Source organism: Microbacterium sp. KNMS, assembly GCF_053851835.1.
Map to the genome: position 1 here is coordinate 36,771 of NZ_JBSQBP010000011.1, position 17,972 is coordinate 54,742.

The following is a 17,972-nucleotide window of genomic DNA, read 5'->3' on the forward strand; positions in this document are numbered from 1 at the left end:
CGCGCAGCCGGAGCGCAGACCGCCACCGCCTAGACTTGTCGGGTGTCTGAAATCACCCCTGATCTCGTGCGCCATCTCGGTGTGCTCGCCCGGATCCAGCTCGACGACGAGGAGGTGACCCGCCTCACCGGAGAGCTCGACGCGATCGTCGACAACATCGCGAAGGTCGGCGAGGTCGCGACCTCCGACGTCCCGGCGACGAGCCATCCCATCCCGATGCAGAACGTCTTCCGCGCCGACGAGGTCGGCCGCATGCTCACGACCGAGCAGGCGCTGCAGAACGCGCCGGACGCCGACGGCGCCCGGTTCCGCGTGACGGCCATCCTGGGTGAGGAGGAGCAGTGAGCGACATCATCCGACTGACCGCCGCCGACCTCGCCGAGAAGCTCTCCGCGGGCGAGATCTCGAGCGTCGAGGCCACGCAGGCGCACCTCGACCGCATCGCCGAGGTGGACGGCGACGTGCACGCCTTCCTCCACGTGAGCGATCACGCGCTCGAGGCCGCCGAGGCCGTCGACCGCCGTCGCGCGGCGGGCGAGGATCTCGGACCCGTCGCGGGCGTCCCGCTCGCGATCAAGGACGTGCTCGTGACGACCGACATGCCGTCGACGTCCGGCTCGCGCATCCTCGAGGGGTACATGTCGCCGTTCGACGCGACGGTCGTCGCCCGGGCGCGCGCGGCGGGCCTCGTGCCGCTCGGCAAGACGAACATGGACGAGTTCGCGATGGGGTCGTCGACCGAGCACTCGGCCTACGGGCCCACGCGCAACCCGTGGGACCTCGACCGCATCCCCGGCGGATCGGGCGGCGGGTCCGCGGCCGCCGTCGCGGCCTTCGAGGCGCCGCTCGCGCTCGGCTCCGACACGGGCGGATCGATCCGCCAGCCCGCGCACGTCACCGGCACGGTCGGCGTGAAGCCGACCTACGGCGGCGTGAGCCGCTACGGCGCGATCGCCCTCGCATCGTCGCTCGACCAGATCGGCCCGGTCACCCGGACGGTGCTCGACTCCGCGCTCCTGCACGACGTCGTGGGCGGGCACGACCCGCACGACGCGACGTCGCTCGCGGACGCGTGGCCCTCGTTCGCCGACGCGGCCCGCGAGGGCGCGCGCGGCGAGGTGCTGAAGGGCCTGCGCGTCGGCGTCGTGAAGGAGCTTCCCGACAGCGGCTTCCAGCCGGGCGTCGCGGAGTCGTTCCGGGCGGCGCTCGAGACGCTCGAGGCGCAGGGCGCGGAGATCGTCGAGGTCAGTGCCCCGCACTTCGAGTACGCGGTCGCCGCGTACTACCTCATCCTCCCCGCCGAGGCCTCGAGCAACCTCGCGAAGTTCGACTCCGTGCGCTTCGGCATGCGCGTCGACGTCCCCGGAGGGACGGTCGAGGACGTCATGTCGGCCACGCGCGACGCGGGCTTCGGCCCCGAGGTCAAGCGCCGCATCATCCTCGGCACCTACGCGCTGTCCGCCGGGTACTACGACGCCTACTACGGCAGCGCGCAGAAGGTCCGCACGCTCATCCAGCAGGACTTCGCGCGCGCGTTCTCGGACGTCGACGTCATCGCGACGCCGACCGCGCCGACGACCGCGTTCCGCATCGGCGAGAAGATCGACGACCCGCTCTCGATGTACCTCAACGACCTCACGACGATCCCCGCCAACCTCGCGGGCGTGCCCGGCATCTCGATCCCGTCCGGTCTCGCGTCGGACGACGGGCTGCCCACCGGCATCCAGTTCCTCGCGCCGGCGCGCGAGGACGCCCGCCTCTACCGCGTCGGGGCCGCCCTCGAGGCGCTGCTCGTCGACGCGTGGGGCGGCCCGCTGCTGGACCGCGCGCCGCGACTGGGCGGATCGCTGCTCGAAGGAGGGGCCCGCTGATGGCCAAGGACAAGCTGATGGACTTCGACAAGGCCCTCGAGCTCTTCGAGCCCGTGATCGGCCTCGAGGTCCACGTCGAGCTCAACACGAAGACGAAGATGTTCTCCGAGGCGGGCAACCCCGCCCACTCGGCGTTCCACGACGCCGAGCCGAACACGCTCGTCGCGCCCGTCGACCTGGGCCTTCCCGGCTCCATGCCGACGGTCAACGCGGAGGCCATCCGCTCGTCGATCAGCCTCGGGCTCGCGCTGGGCTGCTCGATCGCGCCGTCGAGCCGGTTCGCGCGCAAGAACTACTTCTATCCCGATCTCGGGAAGAACTACCAGATCAGCCAGTACGACGAACCGATCGCCTACGAGGGTGAGATCGAGGTGGAGCTCGAGGGCGGCGACGTCTTCCGCATCCCGATCGAGCGCGCGCACATGGAGGAGGATGCCGGCAAGCTCACGCACGTGGGCGGCTCGACCGGCCGCATCCAGGGAGCGGAGTACTCGCTCGTCGACTACAACCGGGCGGGCGTGCCGCTCGTCGAGATCGTCACGAAGCCGATCTTCGGGGCGGAGCATCGCGCACCTGAGCTCGCGAAGGCGTACCTCGCGACGATCCGCGAGATCGCGCGCGGCCTGGGCATCTCCGAGGCGCGCATGGAGCGCGGGAACATCCGGTGCGACGCGAACGTCTCGCTCCGCCCGCGCGGCGCCGAGCGGCTCGGCACCCGCACCGAGACGAAGAACGTGAACTCGATGCGCTCGGTCGAGCGCGCCGTGCGCTACGAGATCCGGCGTCAGGCCGCGATCCTCGCCGAGGGCGGCACGATCATCCAGGAGACCCGGCACTGGCACGAGGACACCGGCACGACCTCGCCGGGCCGTCCGAAGTCGGACGCCGACGACTACCGGTACTTCCCGGAACCCGACCTCCTGCCGGTCGAGCCGACCGAGGCCCTCATCGAGGAGCTGCGCGCTGCGCTGCCGGAGCCGCCCGCGGCACGCCGTCGTCGTCTCAAGACGGAGTGGGGCTTCACCGACCTCGAGTTCCAGGACGTCGCGAACGGCGGGCTGCTCGCGGAGGTCGAGGCCACGGTCGCCGCCGGTGCGTCGCCCGCGGCCGCCCGCAAGTGGTGGACGGGCGAGATCACCCGCATCGCGAACGCGGAGGGCCGCGAGCCCGCCGAGCTCGTGGCCCCGGCCGACGTCGCCGCCCTCCAGGGGCTCGTCGAGGCGGGCACGCTCACCGACAAGCTCGCGCGCCAGGTGCTCGAGGGTGTCATCGCGGGCGAGGGGACCCCGCAGGAGGTGGTCGACGCCCGCGGACTCGCGGTCGTGTCGGACGACGGCGCCCTCGTGGCCGCGATCGACGACGCCCTCGCCGCGCAGCCGGATGTGCTCGCGAAGATCAAGGACGGCAAGGTCCAGGCCGCGGGCGCCATCATCGGCGCCGTCATGAAGGCCATGAAGGGCCAGGCCGACGCCGCGCGCGTGCGCGAGCTCGTCCTCGAGCGCGCGCAGCAGTAGCGCCACACGGGAGTCCGCGCCTCGGCGCGGGCTCCCGTCCGTGCGTCAACGCGCGTGCCGACCCCGGCTCATCCGGGCCTCGCGCCGAGCGGGGGGCCCTGCCGCGGCGCTCGGCGCGCGCACCCTCGCCGGGCGCCGGCGTGCTGTCTCGACGGCGCGAGCGCGCGACGGGGCCTGTGCGCCGGGGTGTCGCCGTGTGCACGTCGTGCGCCGTCCGGCGCGTCGCGTCCACAGCAGCGCCTCGGCGCGGATGCGGCGTCGACGAGACCAGAGCCTGATGTCATGTCCGAGCTCGTCTCTCCGCCGATCCTGCCCTCGCCGATCCCGCTGCTCCTGCCGCGCGACTCGGATGTCCGTCTCGACCGCGCGCAGCAGCGGGGCAGGCTCGTGCGCCTCTTCCGCGGGGTGTACGCCGAGGCCGCGGCGTATCGCGGACTGAGACCGTGGGAGCGCTACCTCGCGCGCGTGCACGCCTTCGCCCTCCTCCATCCCGAGGCCGTCCTCTGTCTCGAATCCGCGGCGGCTCTGCAGGGCGCACCCGTCTTCGGCCACCCCGACGAGGTGCACGTGCTGACGGCGAACGGCACCTCCCGCGCGACCGCGGGAGTCCGAGCGCACCGGAGCGCCCGGCCGCGAGAGCTCGTCAGCGTCGCGGGAGTCACGGCGGTCGGCCCGGCCGACACCGCGCTCGATGTCGCTCGCCTCCGGCACCCTGCCATCGGAACGGCGATGCTCGACGCGCTCCTGCGACGCGCGGACGCACCGGATGGCGCCGAACTGCTCCGACGGAACGCGCGGTGGAGAGGTGCCCGCGGCCGCGCGAAGGCGGAGGAGGCCATCCGATTCGCGGACGGACTCGCCGAGACCCCGCTGGAGAGCGCGAGCCGGTGCGTCGTGGCGTGGTCCGGTTTCGACGTCCCCGAGCTCCAGGTCGTCGTGCCGACGCGCGGTGGCGAGTTCCGCGTCGACATGCGGTGGCGCGCGGAGCGCATCACCGGCGAGGCGGACGGCGCTCTCAAGTACGACGGCTCGCGGGGCGCTCCCGCGGAGGCCATCCTCGCCGAGAAGCGGCGAGAGCGCTTCCTTCGCGAGTGCGGCGAGGTCGTGCGGTGGGGATGGTCGGAGGTGCGGGCGCCCGCGGAGCTGATCGCCGCGCTCCGCACCGTGGGGCTGCCGCAGCGTCGCGCACCCCGCGACGCTCTGCTCATGACGCTTCCCGCTGCGCTCGGCGCGCGCCCGTGAGACCGCGAACCAGCGCCGAGACTGCGCCTGGGCGCCCAGGGGCACAGCGGCGGCGCGCCTCCGGGCGCGGGCGCGCACCCTCGGCGCCGGGCCGCACTCTCGGCGCCGGGCCGCACTCTCGGCGCCGGGCCGCACTCTCGGCGCCGGGCCGGCGTGTCGGCGCCGGGGACGGATCCGGCGCAGGGGTTCCGGCGCGGGGTCCCGGGGCGGATGCCACGGGCGCGTAGCGTGGAGGCATGCGCGTGCTCGGCATCGACCCCGGACTCACCCGCTGCGGAGTGGGCGTCGTCGACGTGCAGCGCGATCGCACCGCCGCGCTCGTGCACGTGGGCGTCGTCCGGTCGCCCGTCGACGCGACCGTGGCCGAGCGGCTCGCGATCATCGCGCGCGGCATCCGCGAGGTGCTGGCCGCGCACGCGCCCGACGTCGTGGCCGTGGAACGCGTGTTCGCGCAGCAGAACCGCTCGACCGTGATGGGAACGGCGCAGGCGGCCGGCGTCGCGCTGCTCCTCGCCGCGGAGGCGGGCCTGCCGACAGCGACCCACACGCCCAGCGAGGTCAAGGCGGCGATCACGGGCTACGGCTCGGCCGACAAGCTCCAGGTGCAGACGATGGTCGCGCGGGTCCTGCGGCTCGACGAGCTGCCACGCCCGGCCGACGCCGCCGACGCGCTCGCGCTCGCGCTCTGCCACGCATGGCGGGGCGGCCCCGCTCCGACCGCGGCGACGGCGGACGCGCTCACCCCCGCCCAGCGGGCCTGGGCGGCCGCGGAGCGGCGCACGCGCGGCGCGGTCGCGCGGTGAGCGTGTCGTCTCGAACATAGGTACGACGCACCGTAGGGTGGAGGGATGATCTCGTCTCTGCGCGGAACCGTGCTGCACACCGGCGCCGACAGCGTCATCGTCGAGGTCGGGGGTGTCGGCCTGTCCGTGGCGGTCCCCGTCGACGTCGCCCGCACCGCGCGGACGGGGGAGCAGATCCTCCTGCACACGCACCTCATCGTCCGCGAGGATCAGCTCGCGCTGTTCGGGTTCGCCGAGCGCGACGAGCTCGAGGTGTTCGCGATCCTCCTCGGCGTGACGGGCGTGGGCCCGAAGTCGGCGCTCGGCGTGCTGTCGAGCCTCACGATCGACCAGATCGCGGAGGCCGTCGCGAACGAGGACGACAAGCCGTTCCGGAAGGTGTCCGGCATCGGGCCGAAGACCGCCAAGCTCATCGCCCTGCAGCTCCAGGGCAAGCTCGCCGCCCCCGCGCCGTCGGCGGCGCGCGTCGGCGGCGCCCCGCACGACGTCGTCTCGCAGGTCACGCAGGCGGTGACGGGGCTCGGATGGCCCGAGCGCGTCGCCGCCGATGCGGTGGCCGCGGCCGCGGAGACCGCGTCCGACGCGGATCGCGCCTCGGTCCAGGCGCTGCTGCGCCTCACGCTCGCGGCGCTGGGCCCCGCGCAGCCGGGAGGCGCACGTGGCTGAGCGCGACATCGCATCGCCCGAGCCCGCAGACGACACCGAGCTCGCGATCGAGGGGGCGCTGCGTCCCGCGAGCCTCGAGGAGTTCGTCGGCCAGCACAAGGTGCGCGGCCAGCTCCAGCTCCTCCTCGACGCCGCGCGCATCCAGGACCGCCCCGCCGACCACATCCTCCTGGCCGGACCGCCCGGCCTCGGCAAGACGACGCTCGCCATGATCGTCGCGCACGAGAGCGGCCGCCCGCTGCGGATGTCGAGCGGCCCGGCCATCCAGCACGCGGGCGACCTCGCGGCGCTCCTGTCGAGCCTCGTGCCGGGGGAGGTGCTCTTCATCGACGAGATCCACCGGATGGCCCGCACGGCCGAGGAGATGCTCTACCTCGCGATGGAGGACTTCCGGATCGACATCATGGTCGGCAAGGGCGCGGGCGCGACGAGCATCCCGCTCGACCTGGCGCCGTTCACCCTCGTGGGCGCGACGACGCGGTCGGGAATGCTGCCGAACCCGCTGCGCGACCGGTTCGGCTTCACGGCGCACCTCGAGTACTACGAGCCGGAGGAGCTCGAGCAGGTCATCGCGCGCTCGGCGCGGGTGATCGGGATGGACCTCGCCGGTCCGCAGCGCGAGGAGATCGCCCGCCGATCACGCGGGACGCCCCGCATCGCCAACCGGCTGCTGCGGCGCGTGCGCGACTTCGCGCTCGTGCGTGCAGGCGGCAGGGCGGCGACCCTCGAGGACGTCCGCGCCGCGCTCGAGCTGTACGACGTCGACCGCATCGGTCTCGATCGCCTCGACCGGGCGGTGCTCGACGCGCTCGTGCGGCGGTTCCGCGGCGGCCCCGTCGGGCTCGGCACGCTCGCGGTGTCGGTCGGGGAGGAGGCCGACACGGTCGAGAGCGTGGTCGAGCCGTACCTCGTCCGCATCGGCTTCATGGGGCGCACGCCCCGGGGCCGGATCGCGACCCCCGAGGCCTACGCGCACCTCGGCGTCGCCCACGCCGCGCACGGGCAGACGCCGCTGAAACTCGATGACCTATAATCGCTGAAGACTTCGCGTCGGGCTCTCCGGCGTCGTCACCCTCCCGAGCCGATGACGGCTCACGCACGTCTGAAAGGCGCTTCCTCCATGGATATCCTCCTCCTCGTCGTCCTGGCCGCGCTGCTGGTGTTCATGTTCATCAGCTCGCGCCGCCGCACCAAGAAGATGAAGGAGGAGCAGGAGCGCCGCCAGCTGCAGATGGTGCCCGGCGCGCGCATCATGACGCGCAGCGGCCTGTTCGGCACGATCGTCGCCTTCGACCCCGAGGACCTCACGAAGCCCGCCGAGGTCGAGATCGCGCCCGGCGTCGTGATCGAGGTGCACGCCCAGGCGATCGACCTCGCTCCCGAGACGGCTGTCGCGGAGACGGCCGACGAGGAGGCTCCGGCGGACGAGGAGCCGGCCGACGCCGAGCAGGAGCTGCTCAACCTCAGCGGCGCCGACGTCGAGAAGCCCACGACCGACGACCGCACGCCGGACGCCGACGGCACGGGCTCGACCGAGCTCCCGGGCGACGACAAGCCCAAGAACTGACATCTCCCTGACCGGCCGGCCCGCGGAGAGCGGGGCGGTCGGCCGACCGGAAAGCTGACGTCCCGTGGCGACATCCTCACCGACGCGCAGAGCGCTGCGCACTCTCACCGGCCTCCTCGCCCTGACCGCGGTGCTCTTCGGCATCAACGCGCTCGGCGTGCACGTGTTCCAGAAGAGCTCGTGGGTCCCCGAGCTCGCGCTCGACCTCCAGGGCGGCACGCAGATCATCCTGGAGGCGCAGACCGACGGCGCGACCCCGACCGACGAGCAGATGCGCCAGGCGGTGACGATCATCCGCCAGCGCGTGGACGCATCCGGCGTCTCCGAGGCCGAGGTGACGACGCAGGGCGCGAGCAACATCGTCGTGCAGATCCCCGGCGTCGCCGACGACGCGACGCGCGAGCGCGTCCAGGCGAGCGCGCAGATGCAGCTGCGCAAGGTGCTGTACGCCAACCAGGCGTCCAACACGTTCGTGGGCGAGGACGGCGAGACGACGCCCTACCCGACGCCCGACCCGTCGCTTCCCGCCACGCCCACGGCCGAGCCGACCGCGGGCAACGACCCCGCGTGGATCACGCCGCGGCTCCAGGCGGAGTACCTCGCCTACGACTGCGCCCAGCCGAGCGACCCGGCCGCGGCGTCGCCCGATCAGCCGCTCATCGCGTGCGACGAGTCGGGCACGGCCAAGTACCTCCTCGGGCCGCTCGAGATGGACGGCTCGTCGATCACCGACGCGCAGGCGGTCGTGCAGCAGCAGAACGGCCAGTGGGCCGTGCAGCTGCGCTTCGACGCGGAGGGCACCGAGACCTTCGGCGAGGTCAGCCAGGCGCTCTACGGCCAGACCCAGCCGTACAACATGTTCGCGTTCGTGCTGGACGGGAAGGTCATCTCGGCGCCGACCATGGACGCCGTGATCACCGACGGGCGCCCGAGCATCTCGGGCCAGGGCATCACGCAGGAGACCGCGCAGACCCTCGCCGATCAGCTGAAGTTCGGCGCCCTGCCGATCAGCTTCGAGGTCGTCTCGTCCGACACGATCTCCGCGACGCTCGGCTCGCAGCAGCTGCAGATCGGCCTCATCGCCGGCCTCATCGGTCTCGGGCTCGTCGCGCTGTACGTCGTCGCCATCAGCTACCGGGCGCTCGGCTTCGTGATCATCGCGTCGCTCGCCGTGATGGCGGTGCTCACCTACATCCTCCTCTGCATCCTCTCGTGGCGCCTCGGCTACCGGCTCTCGCTCGCGGGCGTCGCGGGCCTCATCGTGACGATCGGCTTCACCGCCGACTCGTTCATCGTCTACTTCGAGCGCATCCGAGACGAGCTGCGCGACGGGAAGACGATCACCGGGGCGGTCGAGGACGGCTGGGCGCGCGCGAAGCGCACGATCTACATCTCGAAGTCGATCAACATCCTCGCCGCCGTGGTGCTGTACATCCTCGCCGACGCGACCGTGAAGGGCTTCGCGTTCACCCTGGGCCTCACGACCGTCCTCGACGTGCTGATCTTCGTGATCTTCACGCACCCGGTCATGCAGCTGCTCGCGCGCACGCGCTTCTTCGGCGGCGGCCATCCGCTGTCCGGTCTCGACCCCGAGGCGCTCGGCGCCGTGTACCGCGGGCGCGCCCAGTTCCGCGAGCCCGTCGCCGTCGCGCCGCGCGCGCAGCGCGCGCGAGGGGAAGCGGAGCGACGCCAGACCATCGCGGAACGGAAGGAAGCCGAGCGCCTCGCAGCCGAGCGCGTCGGCAAGGAGGAGAACGTCTGATGCGCTCGATGGCACAGTGGGGCAACGACCTCTACACGGGCAAGGCGTCGGTTCCGTTCGTCGGCCGCCGCAGGACCTGGTTCATCCTCGCGATCGCGCTCATCGCGCTCTCGGTGCTCGCGCCGTTCGTGCGCGGCGTCGAGCTGTCGATCGAGTTCACCGGCGGGTCGCAGTACACCGTGTCGGCTCCGTCGAGCACCGACCAGTCGATCGCGACCGAGGCGGTCCACTCGGTCGTCCCGGACGCCGAGGCGAAGGTGACGGTCGTCGGCGGCGCCGACATCCGCGTGCAGACCTCGCAGATGTCGCAGGACGAGACGCGCGAGGTCTCCGCTGCCCTCGCCGAGGGGTACGGCGTCGATCAGGCCGAGGTGACCGACTCGTTCATCGGCCCGACCTGGGGCGCCGACGTGACCCGCCAGTCGCTGTGGGGGCTCGGCGTCTTCCTCCTGCTGACGTTCGTCATCCTGGCGATCTACTTCCGCACGTGGAAGATGTCCGTCGCGGCGATCATCGGCCTCGTCGACGTTCTCGTCATCACGATCGGGATCTACTCGCTCGCGGGCTTCGCGATCTCGCCCGCCGCCGTGATCGGCTTCCTGACGATCCTCGGCTACTCGCTGTACGACACGACCGTCGTGTTCGACAAGATCCGCGAGAACACAGCGGAGGATGGCGAGATCTCCGGCCGCACGTTCGGCGAGTCGGTGAACCTCGGCGTCAACCAGACCCTCATCCGCTCGATCAACACGTCGATCGTCGCCGCCCTGCCGGTGGCCGCGATCCTCTTCATCGGCGTGTTCTGGCTGGGCGCGGAGACCCTCTCCGACATCTCGCTGTCGATCTTCGTGGGCATCATCGTGGCCACGTACTCGACGCTGTTCGTGTCGGCCCCGCTGTACTCGCTCATGCGCGAGAAGGAGCCCGCCATCGCGCAGCGCGACGCGCGCGTGCTCGAGGCCCGGGCTTGACCGCGACCCCCGCACCGGCGCGCGTCCGGCCGGGCGTAGGATGATGTCCACGCCCGGCGGGCGCGGGAGGAGAGCGATGGCGGACAGCATCTCGAGCCCGACGAGCCTGCGCCGGCTCGTGCCGCGGATCTTCTCGAGGGCACCCCGCTACGCCGACCTCTCCAAGCTCCTCACCTCGGTGCGCGCGAATCACCCGCGCGGCGACATCGCGATCATCGAGCGCGCGTACCAGGTCGCGGCGGAGAAGCACCGGGGCCAGAAGCGCCAGAGCGGCGAGCCGTACATCACGCACCCGCTCGCGGTCGCCGAGATCCTCGCGGATCTCGGGCTCGGCCCGAAGGCGATCGCCGCGGCCCTGCTGCACGACACCGTCGAGGACACGGGGTACCCGCTCGAGGACCTCCGCGCCGAGTTCGGCGACGAGGTGGCCCTCCTCGTCGACGGCGTCACGAAGCTCGACAAGGTCAAGTACGGCGAGAGCGCCCAGGCCGAGACCGTCCGCAAGATGATCGTCGCGATGTCCAAGGACATCCGGGTGCTCGTCATCAAGCTCGCCGACCGCCTGCACAACGCGCGCACGTGGGGCTTCGTGCCCCCCGAGAAGGCGAAGAAGAAGGCGACGGAGACCCTCGAGATCTACGCGCCGCTCGCGCACCGACTGGGCATCCAGGCGATCAAGTCCGAGCTCGAGGACCTCTCCTTCGCCGTGCTGTACCCCAAGATCTACAACGAGATCGACAGCCTCGTGAAGCAGCGCACCCCGCAGCGCGAGCAGTACGTGCAGCGCGTCATCGACGACGTGAGCATCGACCTGCACGAGCTCCGGATCCGCGGGACCGTCGTCGGCCGTCCGAAGCAGCTCTACTCGGTGTACCAGAAGATGGTCGTGCGCGGACGCGAGTTCGACGACATCTACGACCTCATCGGCATCCGGGTGATCGTGAGCAGCGTGCGCGACTGCTATGCGGTGCTCGGCGCGATCCACGCGCGCTGGACGCCGCTTCCCGGGCGCTTCAAGGACTACATCGCGACCCCCAAGTTCAATCTCTACCGGTCCCTGCACACGACCGTGATCGGCCCGGGCGGGCGCACGGTCGAGATCCAGATCCGCACGCAGGAGATGCACCAGCAGGCCGAGTACGGCGTCGCCGCGCACTGGAAGTACAAGGAGCGGATGGCCTCGGGCCAGGTCGACGAGCGGCTGTCCGACACCGACATGGCCTGGGTCGCGCGCCTGAGCGACTGGCAGGCCGAGACGAAGGATCCGGGCGAGTTCCTCGACTCGCTGCGCTTCGAGATCGGCGCGAAGGAGGTCTACGTCTTCACGCCGAAGGGACGCGTGATCGGCCTGCCCGCGGGCGCGACCCCCGTCGACTTCGCCTACGCCGTGCACACCGAGATCGGCCATCGCACGATGGGCGCCAAGGTCAACGGACGTCTCGTGCCGCTGGACTCCCAGCTGAACTCGGGCGACATCGTCGAGGTCTTCACCTCGAAGAACCCCGACGCGGGCCCGAGCCAGGACTGGCTCGCGTTCGTCAAGAGCTCGCGCGCGCGCAACAAGATCCGCGGCTGGTTCACGAAGGAGCGCCGCGACGAGGCCATCGAGCAGGGCAAGGAGGCCATCGCGCGCGCGATGCGCCGCCACAACATGCCGCTGCAGAACCTCAAGGACTCGCTCGCGGAGGTCGCGCACCAGCTGCGCCTCGAGGACGTCTCCGCGCTCTACGCCGCGGTCGGCGAGGGGCACACCTCGACGCAGTCGGTGCTCGAGAAGGTCACCGCGCTGCACCAGACGGTCGAGCCCGCCACGGGTCCGCTCGACCTGCCGGCGACCGCGTCGCAGCGGAAGGTGCACGGCGGGGACTCCGGGGTCCTCGTGCGCGGAGCCGACGACATCCTCGTGAAGCTCGCGAAGTGCTGCACGCCCGTGCCCGGGGACGAGATCGTCGGCTTCATCACGCGCGGGCAGGGCGTCTCGGTGCACCGCGCGGACTGCACGAACGTCCGTGCGCTCAAGGACAACCCCGAGCGGATGATCGACGTCGAGTGGGCGCCGACGACCAAGAGCGTCTTCCTCGTGCAGATCCAGGTCGAGGCCCTCGACCGCGCAGGCCTCCTGTCCGACATCACGCGCGTGCTCAGCGAGCATCACGTCAACATCCTGTCGGCGAACGTGTCCACGACGCGCGAGCGCCTCGCGATCTCGCGGTACGTGTTCGAGATGGGCGACACGGTGCATCTCGATCGCGTGCTGAACGCCGTGCGCCGCATCGACGGCGTCTACGACGTCTACCGCGTGACGTCCTCCTGATCGGCCGCGCCGCGGCCGTACGGTCCGAGCTCGTGGAGGAGGGCGACGGCCGCGACCGCGTGGGTGCGCCGAGGATGCGCACGGAACCACGCGAGCGCCGCGCGGCGCGTGGACTCGTCGGCGGCGAGGCGCGCCACCGCATCGGCTGATCCGCGGTCTCGCGGATCGGGACGCGCGGCGTCCCGCGCCAGGTCGGCGAGGGTGCGCGCCGGCGTGGCGACCGCGGTGTCGCCGAGGAGAGCGACGTCGGCGGGGGAGAGCTCCTGGTCGTGGAAGCGGAGACGCCGATCGACGACGCGGGTGATGCGCCAGGGGACCGCGCGCTGCACGTCGAGCGGGTCCGGCGGCTCGCCGGTCGCCCCGTGGATCCAGGCCGCCGCCATCCCGACGAACGCGCAGCTCGGCGACAGAAGCGGCGCGAGCGCCGCGGCCCGGACGAGCGGCGGGGTGGGCGCGTCCGCGGGCAGGAAGCCCTCCCCGAACGGGACGAGCTCGCCGTCGAGGCACGCCGCGCGCAGCTCCGCGACGCTGAAGCGCCGCCCGGGGAAGAGGACGGCGGTGCTCATGCGGGCCAGTGTCCCGCGCGCGTCGGGGGTCGCGTGGATGCCTGTGGACGACGAAGCGGCCCCCGTCCGGTGGACGAGGGCCGCTTGCGGCGCGCGGTCAGCCGCCGATCGCGCGCAGCCAGGTCTGTCGGGCCTCGAGCGCCTCCTTGGCGTCGGCGATCGCCTTGCGGTCGCCCTTCGCCTCGGCGGCGGCGAGCTCCTCCTGGAGCTTCTCGATCGCCTCGCGGAGCTGGCTGCCGAGGTCGTTGGCGCGGGCCTTCGTCTCCGGGTTGTTGCGCTTCCAGTCGAGGTCCTCGCGCTGCTTGAGCTCCTGCTCGATCTTGCGGAGCTGGTCGTCGAGCCCGCGCTCGACGTCGCGCGGGAAGATGCGGCCCACCTCGTCCCAGCGGCGCTGGATGCCCGTCAGGATGCGTCGCGCCTCGGTCAGGTCCTTCGTGTCCGGGACGACCTTCGCCTCCTCGAGCAGGGCCTTGCGCGCCTCGATGCGGGGAGCCGACTCGGCCTGCTCGGCGGCGTCGCGCTCGGCGCGCGCCTGGTACAGGGCGTCGCCGGCCGCCTTGAAGCGCGCCCAGAGCGCGTCGTCGGCCTTGCGGCCTGCGCGGCCCGAGCGCTTCCACTCGTCGAGGAGCGTGCGGTAGGCGGGGATGCCCTCCTCGCCGCGCGGCGCGAGCGCCTCGGCCCGCTCGATGAGGCGGTTCTTCGCGTCCCGCGCGGCCTTGTGCACCTCGTCGAGCTCGGCGAAGAACGCGCGACGCTGACGCTCGACCGTCGAGCGGGCATCGCGGAATCGCTTCCACAGCGCCTGCGCCTGCGCCTTGGGAAGGCGCGGCCCATTCTGCTGGTGGTTCTGCCAGGCCGCGAAGAGGTCGGACAGCTCGGCCGTCGCCTGCTTCCACTGGACCGTCTTGGGATCGCGCGCCGCGAGGGCCTCGGCCTTCTCGACGATCGCGGTGCGCTCGACGATCGCGGCCTCGACGGCGGCGCGGGCGGCCGCGGCCTCCTCGGCCGTCGCCTCGGCGAGCGCCTCGATGAGCGTCGTCAGCCGCTTCTCGAGGCCGGCGAGGTCGCCCACGGCCGTCGCGCCGACGACGTCCTTCTGAAGGCGGGTGGCCTGACCGCGCAGGTCGCTCGCGGAGGCGCCGCCGCGCGTGTGGCGCTGCTCGAGGGTCGCGACCTTGAACTCGAGGTCGGCGAACTTGCGCACGAAGTAGTCGAGCGCCTCCTGCGGCGTGCCGTCGGGGAACTCGCCGACGACGCGCCACTGGTCGCCCTCGCGGACGGACACGACGCCGTTCTCGGTCACGCGGCCCCAGGTCTCCTCGACGACGACGGCGCCGGGCTCGGTCGGCTCGGCGGACGCCGCGGGAGCCGGAGGACCCGGACGCGGCGACGGAACGGGGGCGGGCGCCTCGGCGGCGGGCGCAGGCTCGGGCTCGGCCGGGGTCTCGTCCGTCGGAACGGGTGCGTCCTCGGCGGGCGTCTCGTCGGCGGGAGCCGCCGGGCTCGCGGCGTCATCGCCGTCGGGGGCGGGGACCTCGCCGGCCTCGACGACGGCGCTGTCGGCGATGGCCTTCTCCGTGAGCGCGTCCGCGTCGGCGGTCGTCGCTTCGACGTCGGCCGCGACGGCCGCCTCCTCGGGCGTGGAGTCGGTCTGGGGGGTGTGCTCGGGAATCGACACAGGAATCTCCTTGCGCGGGCATCCGCGGGAGGGGAACAGGACGCGCCCCAGCCTAGTACGGGCCGTGGCCGCGGTCTGCGGCGGACGTCATTCCGCTGCGGGCGTCTCCGAGGGTGCGGGCGTCGTGGCCGCGGGCGTCTCGAGCGGCGCCGGGACGGTGGTTCCGGTCGGCGACGGCGTCGGGGTCGGCTCCGGTGCGCCGGGGCCGACGGAGTAGAACAGCGCCTGCGCCGCGATGGCGCCCGCGATGACGACGGCTGCGGCGCTCAGGGCGATGACGTTGTCGCGTCGACGTCGGGCGACCTGCGTCTCGTGGAGACGCCTGCGGGCCTCGTACAGACGCGCGCGCTCACGCGCCTCGCGCTCGGCACGGTTCTTCCCGTTGGCCAACGGATTCTCCTTCGTTCACGGTCTGAGCCGGGCAAGAGACTACGCCGCCGCCCCGCGGGCTCCCAAACCCGTGCCGTGTCGCCCTGGCCCAGGCCGGTGTCGGCGGTCCGGACTAGCCTGGAACGATGACCTCCGCCTCCGCGCTCTTCCAGGGGCAGGCGCCGCTCGCCGTGCGCATGCGCCCGACGTCGCTGAGCGAGGTCGCCGGCCAGGCGCACCTGCTGCGGCCGGGCTCGCCGATCGTCGCCCTCGCCGATCCGAACGCGACCAAGCCCGGCACCGTCTCGGTCATCCTCTGGGGGCCTCCCGGCACGGGGAAGACGACGCTCGCGCAGGCCATCGCGCGCTCGTCGGGCCGCCGCTTCGTCGAGCTGTCGGCGATCACCGCGGGCGTGAAGGATGTGCGCGAGGTCATGCAGGAGGCGCTCAATCAGCGCGACCTGTACGGGCAGTCGACCATCCTCTTCCTCGACGAGATCCACCGGTTCACGAAGGCGCAGCAGGACGCGCTCCTCCCTGGCGTCGAGAACGGCTGGGTCATCCTCATCGCGGCGACCACCGAGAACCCGTCGTTCTCGGTGATCTCGCCGCTCCTGTCGCGCTCGCTCCTCCTCACGCTCCAGCCGCTCACCGACGACGACCTCGGCTCGCTCATCGACCGCGCCGTGTCCGATGCGCGCGGACTCGCCGACGCGGTCGTGCTGGCGCCCGAGGCGCGCGCCGCGCTCATCCAGCTCGCGTCGGGCGACGCGCGACGGGCGCTCACGGCGCTCGAGGCGAGCGCGGGGGTCGCCGCGTCGGAGGCGGCGGACGACCGCGCGACGGCAGAGGAGCGAGACGCCGACGTCCGGCCCCTGATCACCGCCGACCACGTGTCCCAGGCCGTCGACCGCGCGCTCCTGCGGTACGACCGCCAGGGCGACGAGCACTACGACGTCATCAGCGCGTTCATCAAGTCGATCAGGGGCTCCGACCCCGACGCCGCCGTGCACTACCTCGCGCGGATGATCGAGGCGGGGGAGGATCCGCGCTTCATCGCGCGCCGCCTCGTCGTCCACGCCGCGGAGGACATCGGTCTCGCCGACCCGCAGGCGCTCCAGATCGCGGTCGCCGCGGCCGACGCGGTCGCCTTCATCGGCATGCCGGAGGGGCGCATCCCGCTCGCCGAGGCGACGATCTACCTCGCGACCGCGGCGAAGTCGAACGCCGCGTACCGTGCGATCAGCTCGGCGATCGCGGATGTGAAGGCCGGGCGGATGGGGCCCGTGCCGAAGCACCTCCGCGACGCGCACTACGCGGGGGCGAAGCGCCTGGGGCACGGCAAGGGCTACCTCTATCCGCACGACAGCGACGTCGGCGTCGTGCCGCAGCAGTACCTGCCGGACGAGCTCGTCGGCACCCGCTACTACGAGCCGACGAACCACGGCGGCGAGCGCGAGGTGTCGGCACGGCTCGAGCGCATCCGCCGCATCCTCGAGGGCTGATCGCCGAGCGTCGTCGCCGGCGCGGTCTGATAAGCTGAGTCGGCTCGAAATCCGGGCACATCCCTCTTCGCATTCCTCCGGGCAGTCCGGCGTACGCCCACAACGGGAGAAGAGCGATGTACGTCCGTGTGTCCGCGACAGTCGCGGCCACGTGAAAGGAAACCATGGTCACCAAGTCCCAGGACCGCCGCAAGGTCCGCCTCTCGCGCGCGCTCGGCGTCGCGCTCACCCCGAAGGCCGCGCGCTACCTCGAGAAGCGCCCCTACGGCCCCGGCCAGCACGGCCGCACCAAGCGCAAGGCCGACAGCGACTACGCCGTCCGCCTGCGTGAGAAGCAGCGTCTGCGCGAGCAGTACGGCATCCGCGAGAAGCAGCTGCGCATCGCGTTCAACGAGGCCCGTCGCCAGGACGGCCTGACCGGTGAGAACCTCGTCGAGCTCCTCGAGATGCGCCTCGACGCCCTCGTGCTGCGTTCGGGCTTCGCCCGCACGACGGCGCAGGCTCGCCAGTTCGTGGTGCACCGCCACATCCTCGTCGACGGCAAGATCGTCGACCGTCCCTCGTTCCGCGTGAAGCCGGGCCAGACCATCGAGGTCAAGGCCAAGAGCGAGGCGCTGGAGCCCTTCCAGGTCGCAGCGGCCGGCGGTCACGCCGAGGTCCTGCCCCCGGTCCCGGGCTACATCGAGGTCGAGCTCGACAAGCTCCAGGCGAAGCTCGTGCGTCGTCCGAAGCGCGTCGAGGTGCCCGTCACCTGCGACGTGCAGCTCGTCGTCGAGTACTACGCGGCGCGCTGATCGCGCATCGCGACACGCGTCGGGAGGGCGTCGGGGCTTCGGCCCCGGCGCCCTCTCGCTTTCGCGCTCCCTTTCGGAACTAGGATGGGAGGACGCCGCGCCGCACGCGCGGCGCCGACGGACGCGACGGGCGCGAGGACGGATGACATGAAGAAGCTGCTGTGGTTCCTGCTCGGCATCGGGGGCGGCCTCGTCGTCGCGCACCTCATGAACAAGGACCCCCGCGGCCACGAGCTCCTCGCGGCGATCGACGCGCGCATCGACGAGTTCACCGAGCGCATGTCGGATGCCTACAACGCGGAGGCAGCCCGCCGCGGCGCCGCCGTCGACGCCTGACCCTCGACGTTCCC

17 protein-coding genes are annotated in these 17,972 nt (G+C 72.3%); 14 read left to right on the top strand and 3 right to left on the bottom strand.

Annotated elements, in window-relative coordinates; all coding sequences use genetic code 11:
* Nucleotides 1–42: 42 nt before the first annotated feature.
* From gatC to ACWXWW_RS08575, 11 genes are all read left to right on the top strand, one after another.
* The gene (gene gatC, locus ACWXWW_RS08525) at nt 43–345 is read left to right on the top strand and encodes an Asp-tRNA(Asn)/Glu-tRNA(Gln) amidotransferase subunit GatC (RefSeq protein ID WP_455969615.1); all 303 of its coding nucleotides are present in this window, start codon (nt 43–45) and stop codon (nt 343–345) included.
* Complete coding sequence (gatA, locus tag ACWXWW_RS08530) at nt 342–1,871, top strand: Asp-tRNA(Asn)/Glu-tRNA(Gln) amidotransferase subunit GatA (protein ID WP_455969616.1); 1,530 nt, start codon at nt 342–344, stop codon at nt 1,869–1,871. Before gatC ends, gatA begins: the two co-directional genes overlap by 4 nt.
* Nucleotides 1,871–3,385, top strand: coding sequence for an Asp-tRNA(Asn)/Glu-tRNA(Gln) amidotransferase subunit GatB (gene gatB / locus ACWXWW_RS08535; protein WP_282977656.1), 1,515 nt, complete (start codon nt 1,871–1,873; stop codon nt 3,383–3,385). The genes gatA and gatB overlap by 1 nt, the downstream gene beginning before the upstream one ends.
* A 282-nt stretch (nt 3,386–3,667) precedes the next feature.
* The gene (locus ACWXWW_RS08540; RefSeq protein WP_455969617.1) at nt 3,668–4,627 is read left to right on the top strand and encodes a hypothetical protein; all 960 of its coding nucleotides are present in this window, start codon (nt 3,668–3,670) and stop codon (nt 4,625–4,627) included.
* Nucleotides 4,628–4,863: 236 nt separating this feature from the next.
* The gene (gene ruvC / locus ACWXWW_RS08545; protein ID WP_282977658.1) at nt 4,864–5,430 is read left to right on the top strand and encodes a crossover junction endodeoxyribonuclease RuvC; all 567 of its coding nucleotides are present in this window, start codon (nt 4,864–4,866) and stop codon (nt 5,428–5,430) included.
* A 45-nt stretch (nt 5,431–5,475) separates the two neighbouring features.
* Complete coding sequence (gene ruvA, locus ACWXWW_RS08550) at nt 5,476–6,096, top strand: Holliday junction branch migration protein RuvA (protein ID WP_455969618.1); 621 nt, start codon at nt 5,476–5,478, stop codon at nt 6,094–6,096.
* Complete coding sequence (gene ruvB / locus ACWXWW_RS08555; protein WP_271171766.1) at nt 6,089–7,129, top strand: Holliday junction branch migration DNA helicase RuvB; 1,041 nt, start codon at nt 6,089–6,091, stop codon at nt 7,127–7,129. Before ruvA ends, ruvB begins: the two co-directional genes overlap by 8 nt.
* Nucleotides 7,130–7,216: 87 nt before the next feature.
* Nucleotides 7,217–7,663, top strand: coding sequence for a preprotein translocase subunit YajC (locus ACWXWW_RS08560; RefSeq protein WP_455969619.1), 447 nt, complete (start codon nt 7,217–7,219; stop codon nt 7,661–7,663).
* Between the two features lie 64 nt (nt 7,664–7,727).
* Nucleotides 7,728–9,425, top strand: coding sequence for a protein translocase subunit SecD (secD, locus tag ACWXWW_RS08565; protein ID WP_324011368.1), 1,698 nt, complete (start codon nt 7,728–7,730; stop codon nt 9,423–9,425).
* The gene (secF, locus tag ACWXWW_RS08570; protein WP_271171769.1) at nt 9,425–10,396 is read left to right on the top strand and encodes a protein translocase subunit SecF; all 972 of its coding nucleotides are present in this window, start codon (nt 9,425–9,427) and stop codon (nt 10,394–10,396) included. Before secD ends, secF begins: the two co-directional genes overlap by 1 nt.
* A gap of 43 nt (nt 10,397–10,439) precedes the next feature.
* Nucleotides 10,440–12,710 carry a RelA/SpoT family protein gene (locus ACWXWW_RS08575; protein WP_374727728.1) on the top strand — a complete coding sequence of 757 codons (2,271 nt, stop codon included), beginning with the start codon at nt 10,440–10,442 and terminating at the stop codon, nt 12,708–12,710.
* Here ACWXWW_RS08575 and ACWXWW_RS08580 read toward each other — a convergent pair.
* The 3 genes from ACWXWW_RS08580 to ACWXWW_RS08590 form a co-directional block, all read right to left on the bottom strand.
* Nucleotides 12,689–13,276: an SAM-dependent methyltransferase gene (locus ACWXWW_RS08580; RefSeq protein WP_455969620.1), complete on the bottom strand. Its 588-nt coding sequence runs from the start codon at nt 13,274–13,276 to the stop codon at nt 12,689–12,691. The genes ACWXWW_RS08575 and ACWXWW_RS08580 overlap by 22 nt on opposite strands.
* A gap of 97 nt (nt 13,277–13,373) precedes the next feature.
* On the bottom strand, nt 13,374–14,954 hold the full coding sequence (locus ACWXWW_RS08585) for a DUF349 domain-containing protein (protein ID WP_455969621.1): 1,581 nt from the start codon (nt 14,952–14,954) through the stop codon (nt 13,374–13,376).
* A gap of 87 nt (nt 14,955–15,041) precedes the next feature.
* Nucleotides 15,042–15,344 (bottom strand): dioxygenase, encoded by a 303-nt coding sequence (locus ACWXWW_RS08590; RefSeq protein WP_324011365.1) that lies wholly within the window; start codon nt 15,342–15,344, stop codon nt 15,042–15,044.
* A gap of 125 nt (nt 15,345–15,469) precedes the next feature.
* On the opposite strand from ACWXWW_RS08590, the gene ACWXWW_RS08595 reads away from it, so the two are divergent.
* The 3 genes from ACWXWW_RS08595 to ACWXWW_RS08605 all read left to right on the top strand — a co-directional run bounded on the left by ACWXWW_RS08595 (nt 15,470) and on the right by ACWXWW_RS08605 (nt 17,958).
* Nucleotides 15,470–16,828 carry a replication-associated recombination protein A gene (locus ACWXWW_RS08595; RefSeq protein ID WP_455969622.1) on the top strand — a complete coding sequence of 453 codons (1,359 nt, stop codon included), beginning with the start codon at nt 15,470–15,472 and terminating at the stop codon, nt 16,826–16,828.
* 164 nt (nt 16,829–16,992) lie between these two features.
* Nucleotides 16,993–17,622 (top strand): 30S ribosomal protein S4, encoded by a 630-nt coding sequence (gene rpsD / locus ACWXWW_RS08600; protein WP_271171775.1) that lies wholly within the window; start codon nt 16,993–16,995, stop codon nt 17,620–17,622.
* A 147-nt stretch (nt 17,623–17,769) separates the two neighbouring features.
* On the top strand, nt 17,770–17,958 hold the full coding sequence (locus ACWXWW_RS08605) for a hypothetical protein (protein ID WP_271171776.1): 189 nt from the start codon (nt 17,770–17,772) through the stop codon (nt 17,956–17,958).
* The last annotated feature ends 14 nt before the right edge of the window (nt 17,959–17,972 follow it).

Coding starts and splice junctions, on each gene's coding strand:
- gatB (WP_282977656.1), top strand. CDS start 1,871: ATGGCCAAGGACAAGCTGATGGACTTCGACAAGGCCCTCGAGCTCTTC.
- ACWXWW_RS08540 (WP_455969617.1), top strand. CDS start 3,668: ATGTCCGAGCTCGTCTCTCCGCCGATCCTGCCCTCGCCGATCCCGCTG.
- ruvC (WP_282977658.1), top strand. CDS start 4,864: ATGCGCGTGCTCGGCATCGACCCCGGACTCACCCGCTGCGGAGTGGGC.
- ruvA (WP_455969618.1), top strand. CDS start 5,476: ATGATCTCGTCTCTGCGCGGAACCGTGCTGCACACCGGCGCCGACAGC.
- ACWXWW_RS08560 (WP_455969619.1), top strand. CDS start 7,217: ATGGATATCCTCCTCCTCGTCGTCCTGGCCGCGCTGCTGGTGTTCATG.
- secF (WP_271171769.1), top strand. CDS start 9,425: ATGCGCTCGATGGCACAGTGGGGCAACGACCTCTACACGGGCAAGGCG.
- ACWXWW_RS08575 (WP_374727728.1), top strand. CDS start 10,440: ATGTCCACGCCCGGCGGGCGCGGGAGGAGAGCGATGGCGGACAGCATC.
- ACWXWW_RS08580 (WP_455969620.1), bottom strand. CDS start 13,276: ATGAGCACCGCCGTCCTCTTCCCCGGGCGGCGCTTCAGCGTCGCGGAG.
- ACWXWW_RS08595 (WP_455969622.1), top strand. CDS start 15,470: ATGACCTCCGCCTCCGCGCTCTTCCAGGGGCAGGCGCCGCTCGCCGTG.
- rpsD (WP_271171775.1), top strand. CDS start 16,993: ATGGTCACCAAGTCCCAGGACCGCCGCAAGGTCCGCCTCTCGCGCGCG.
- ACWXWW_RS08605 (WP_271171776.1), top strand. CDS start 17,770: ATGAAGAAGCTGCTGTGGTTCCTGCTCGGCATCGGGGGCGGCCTCGTC.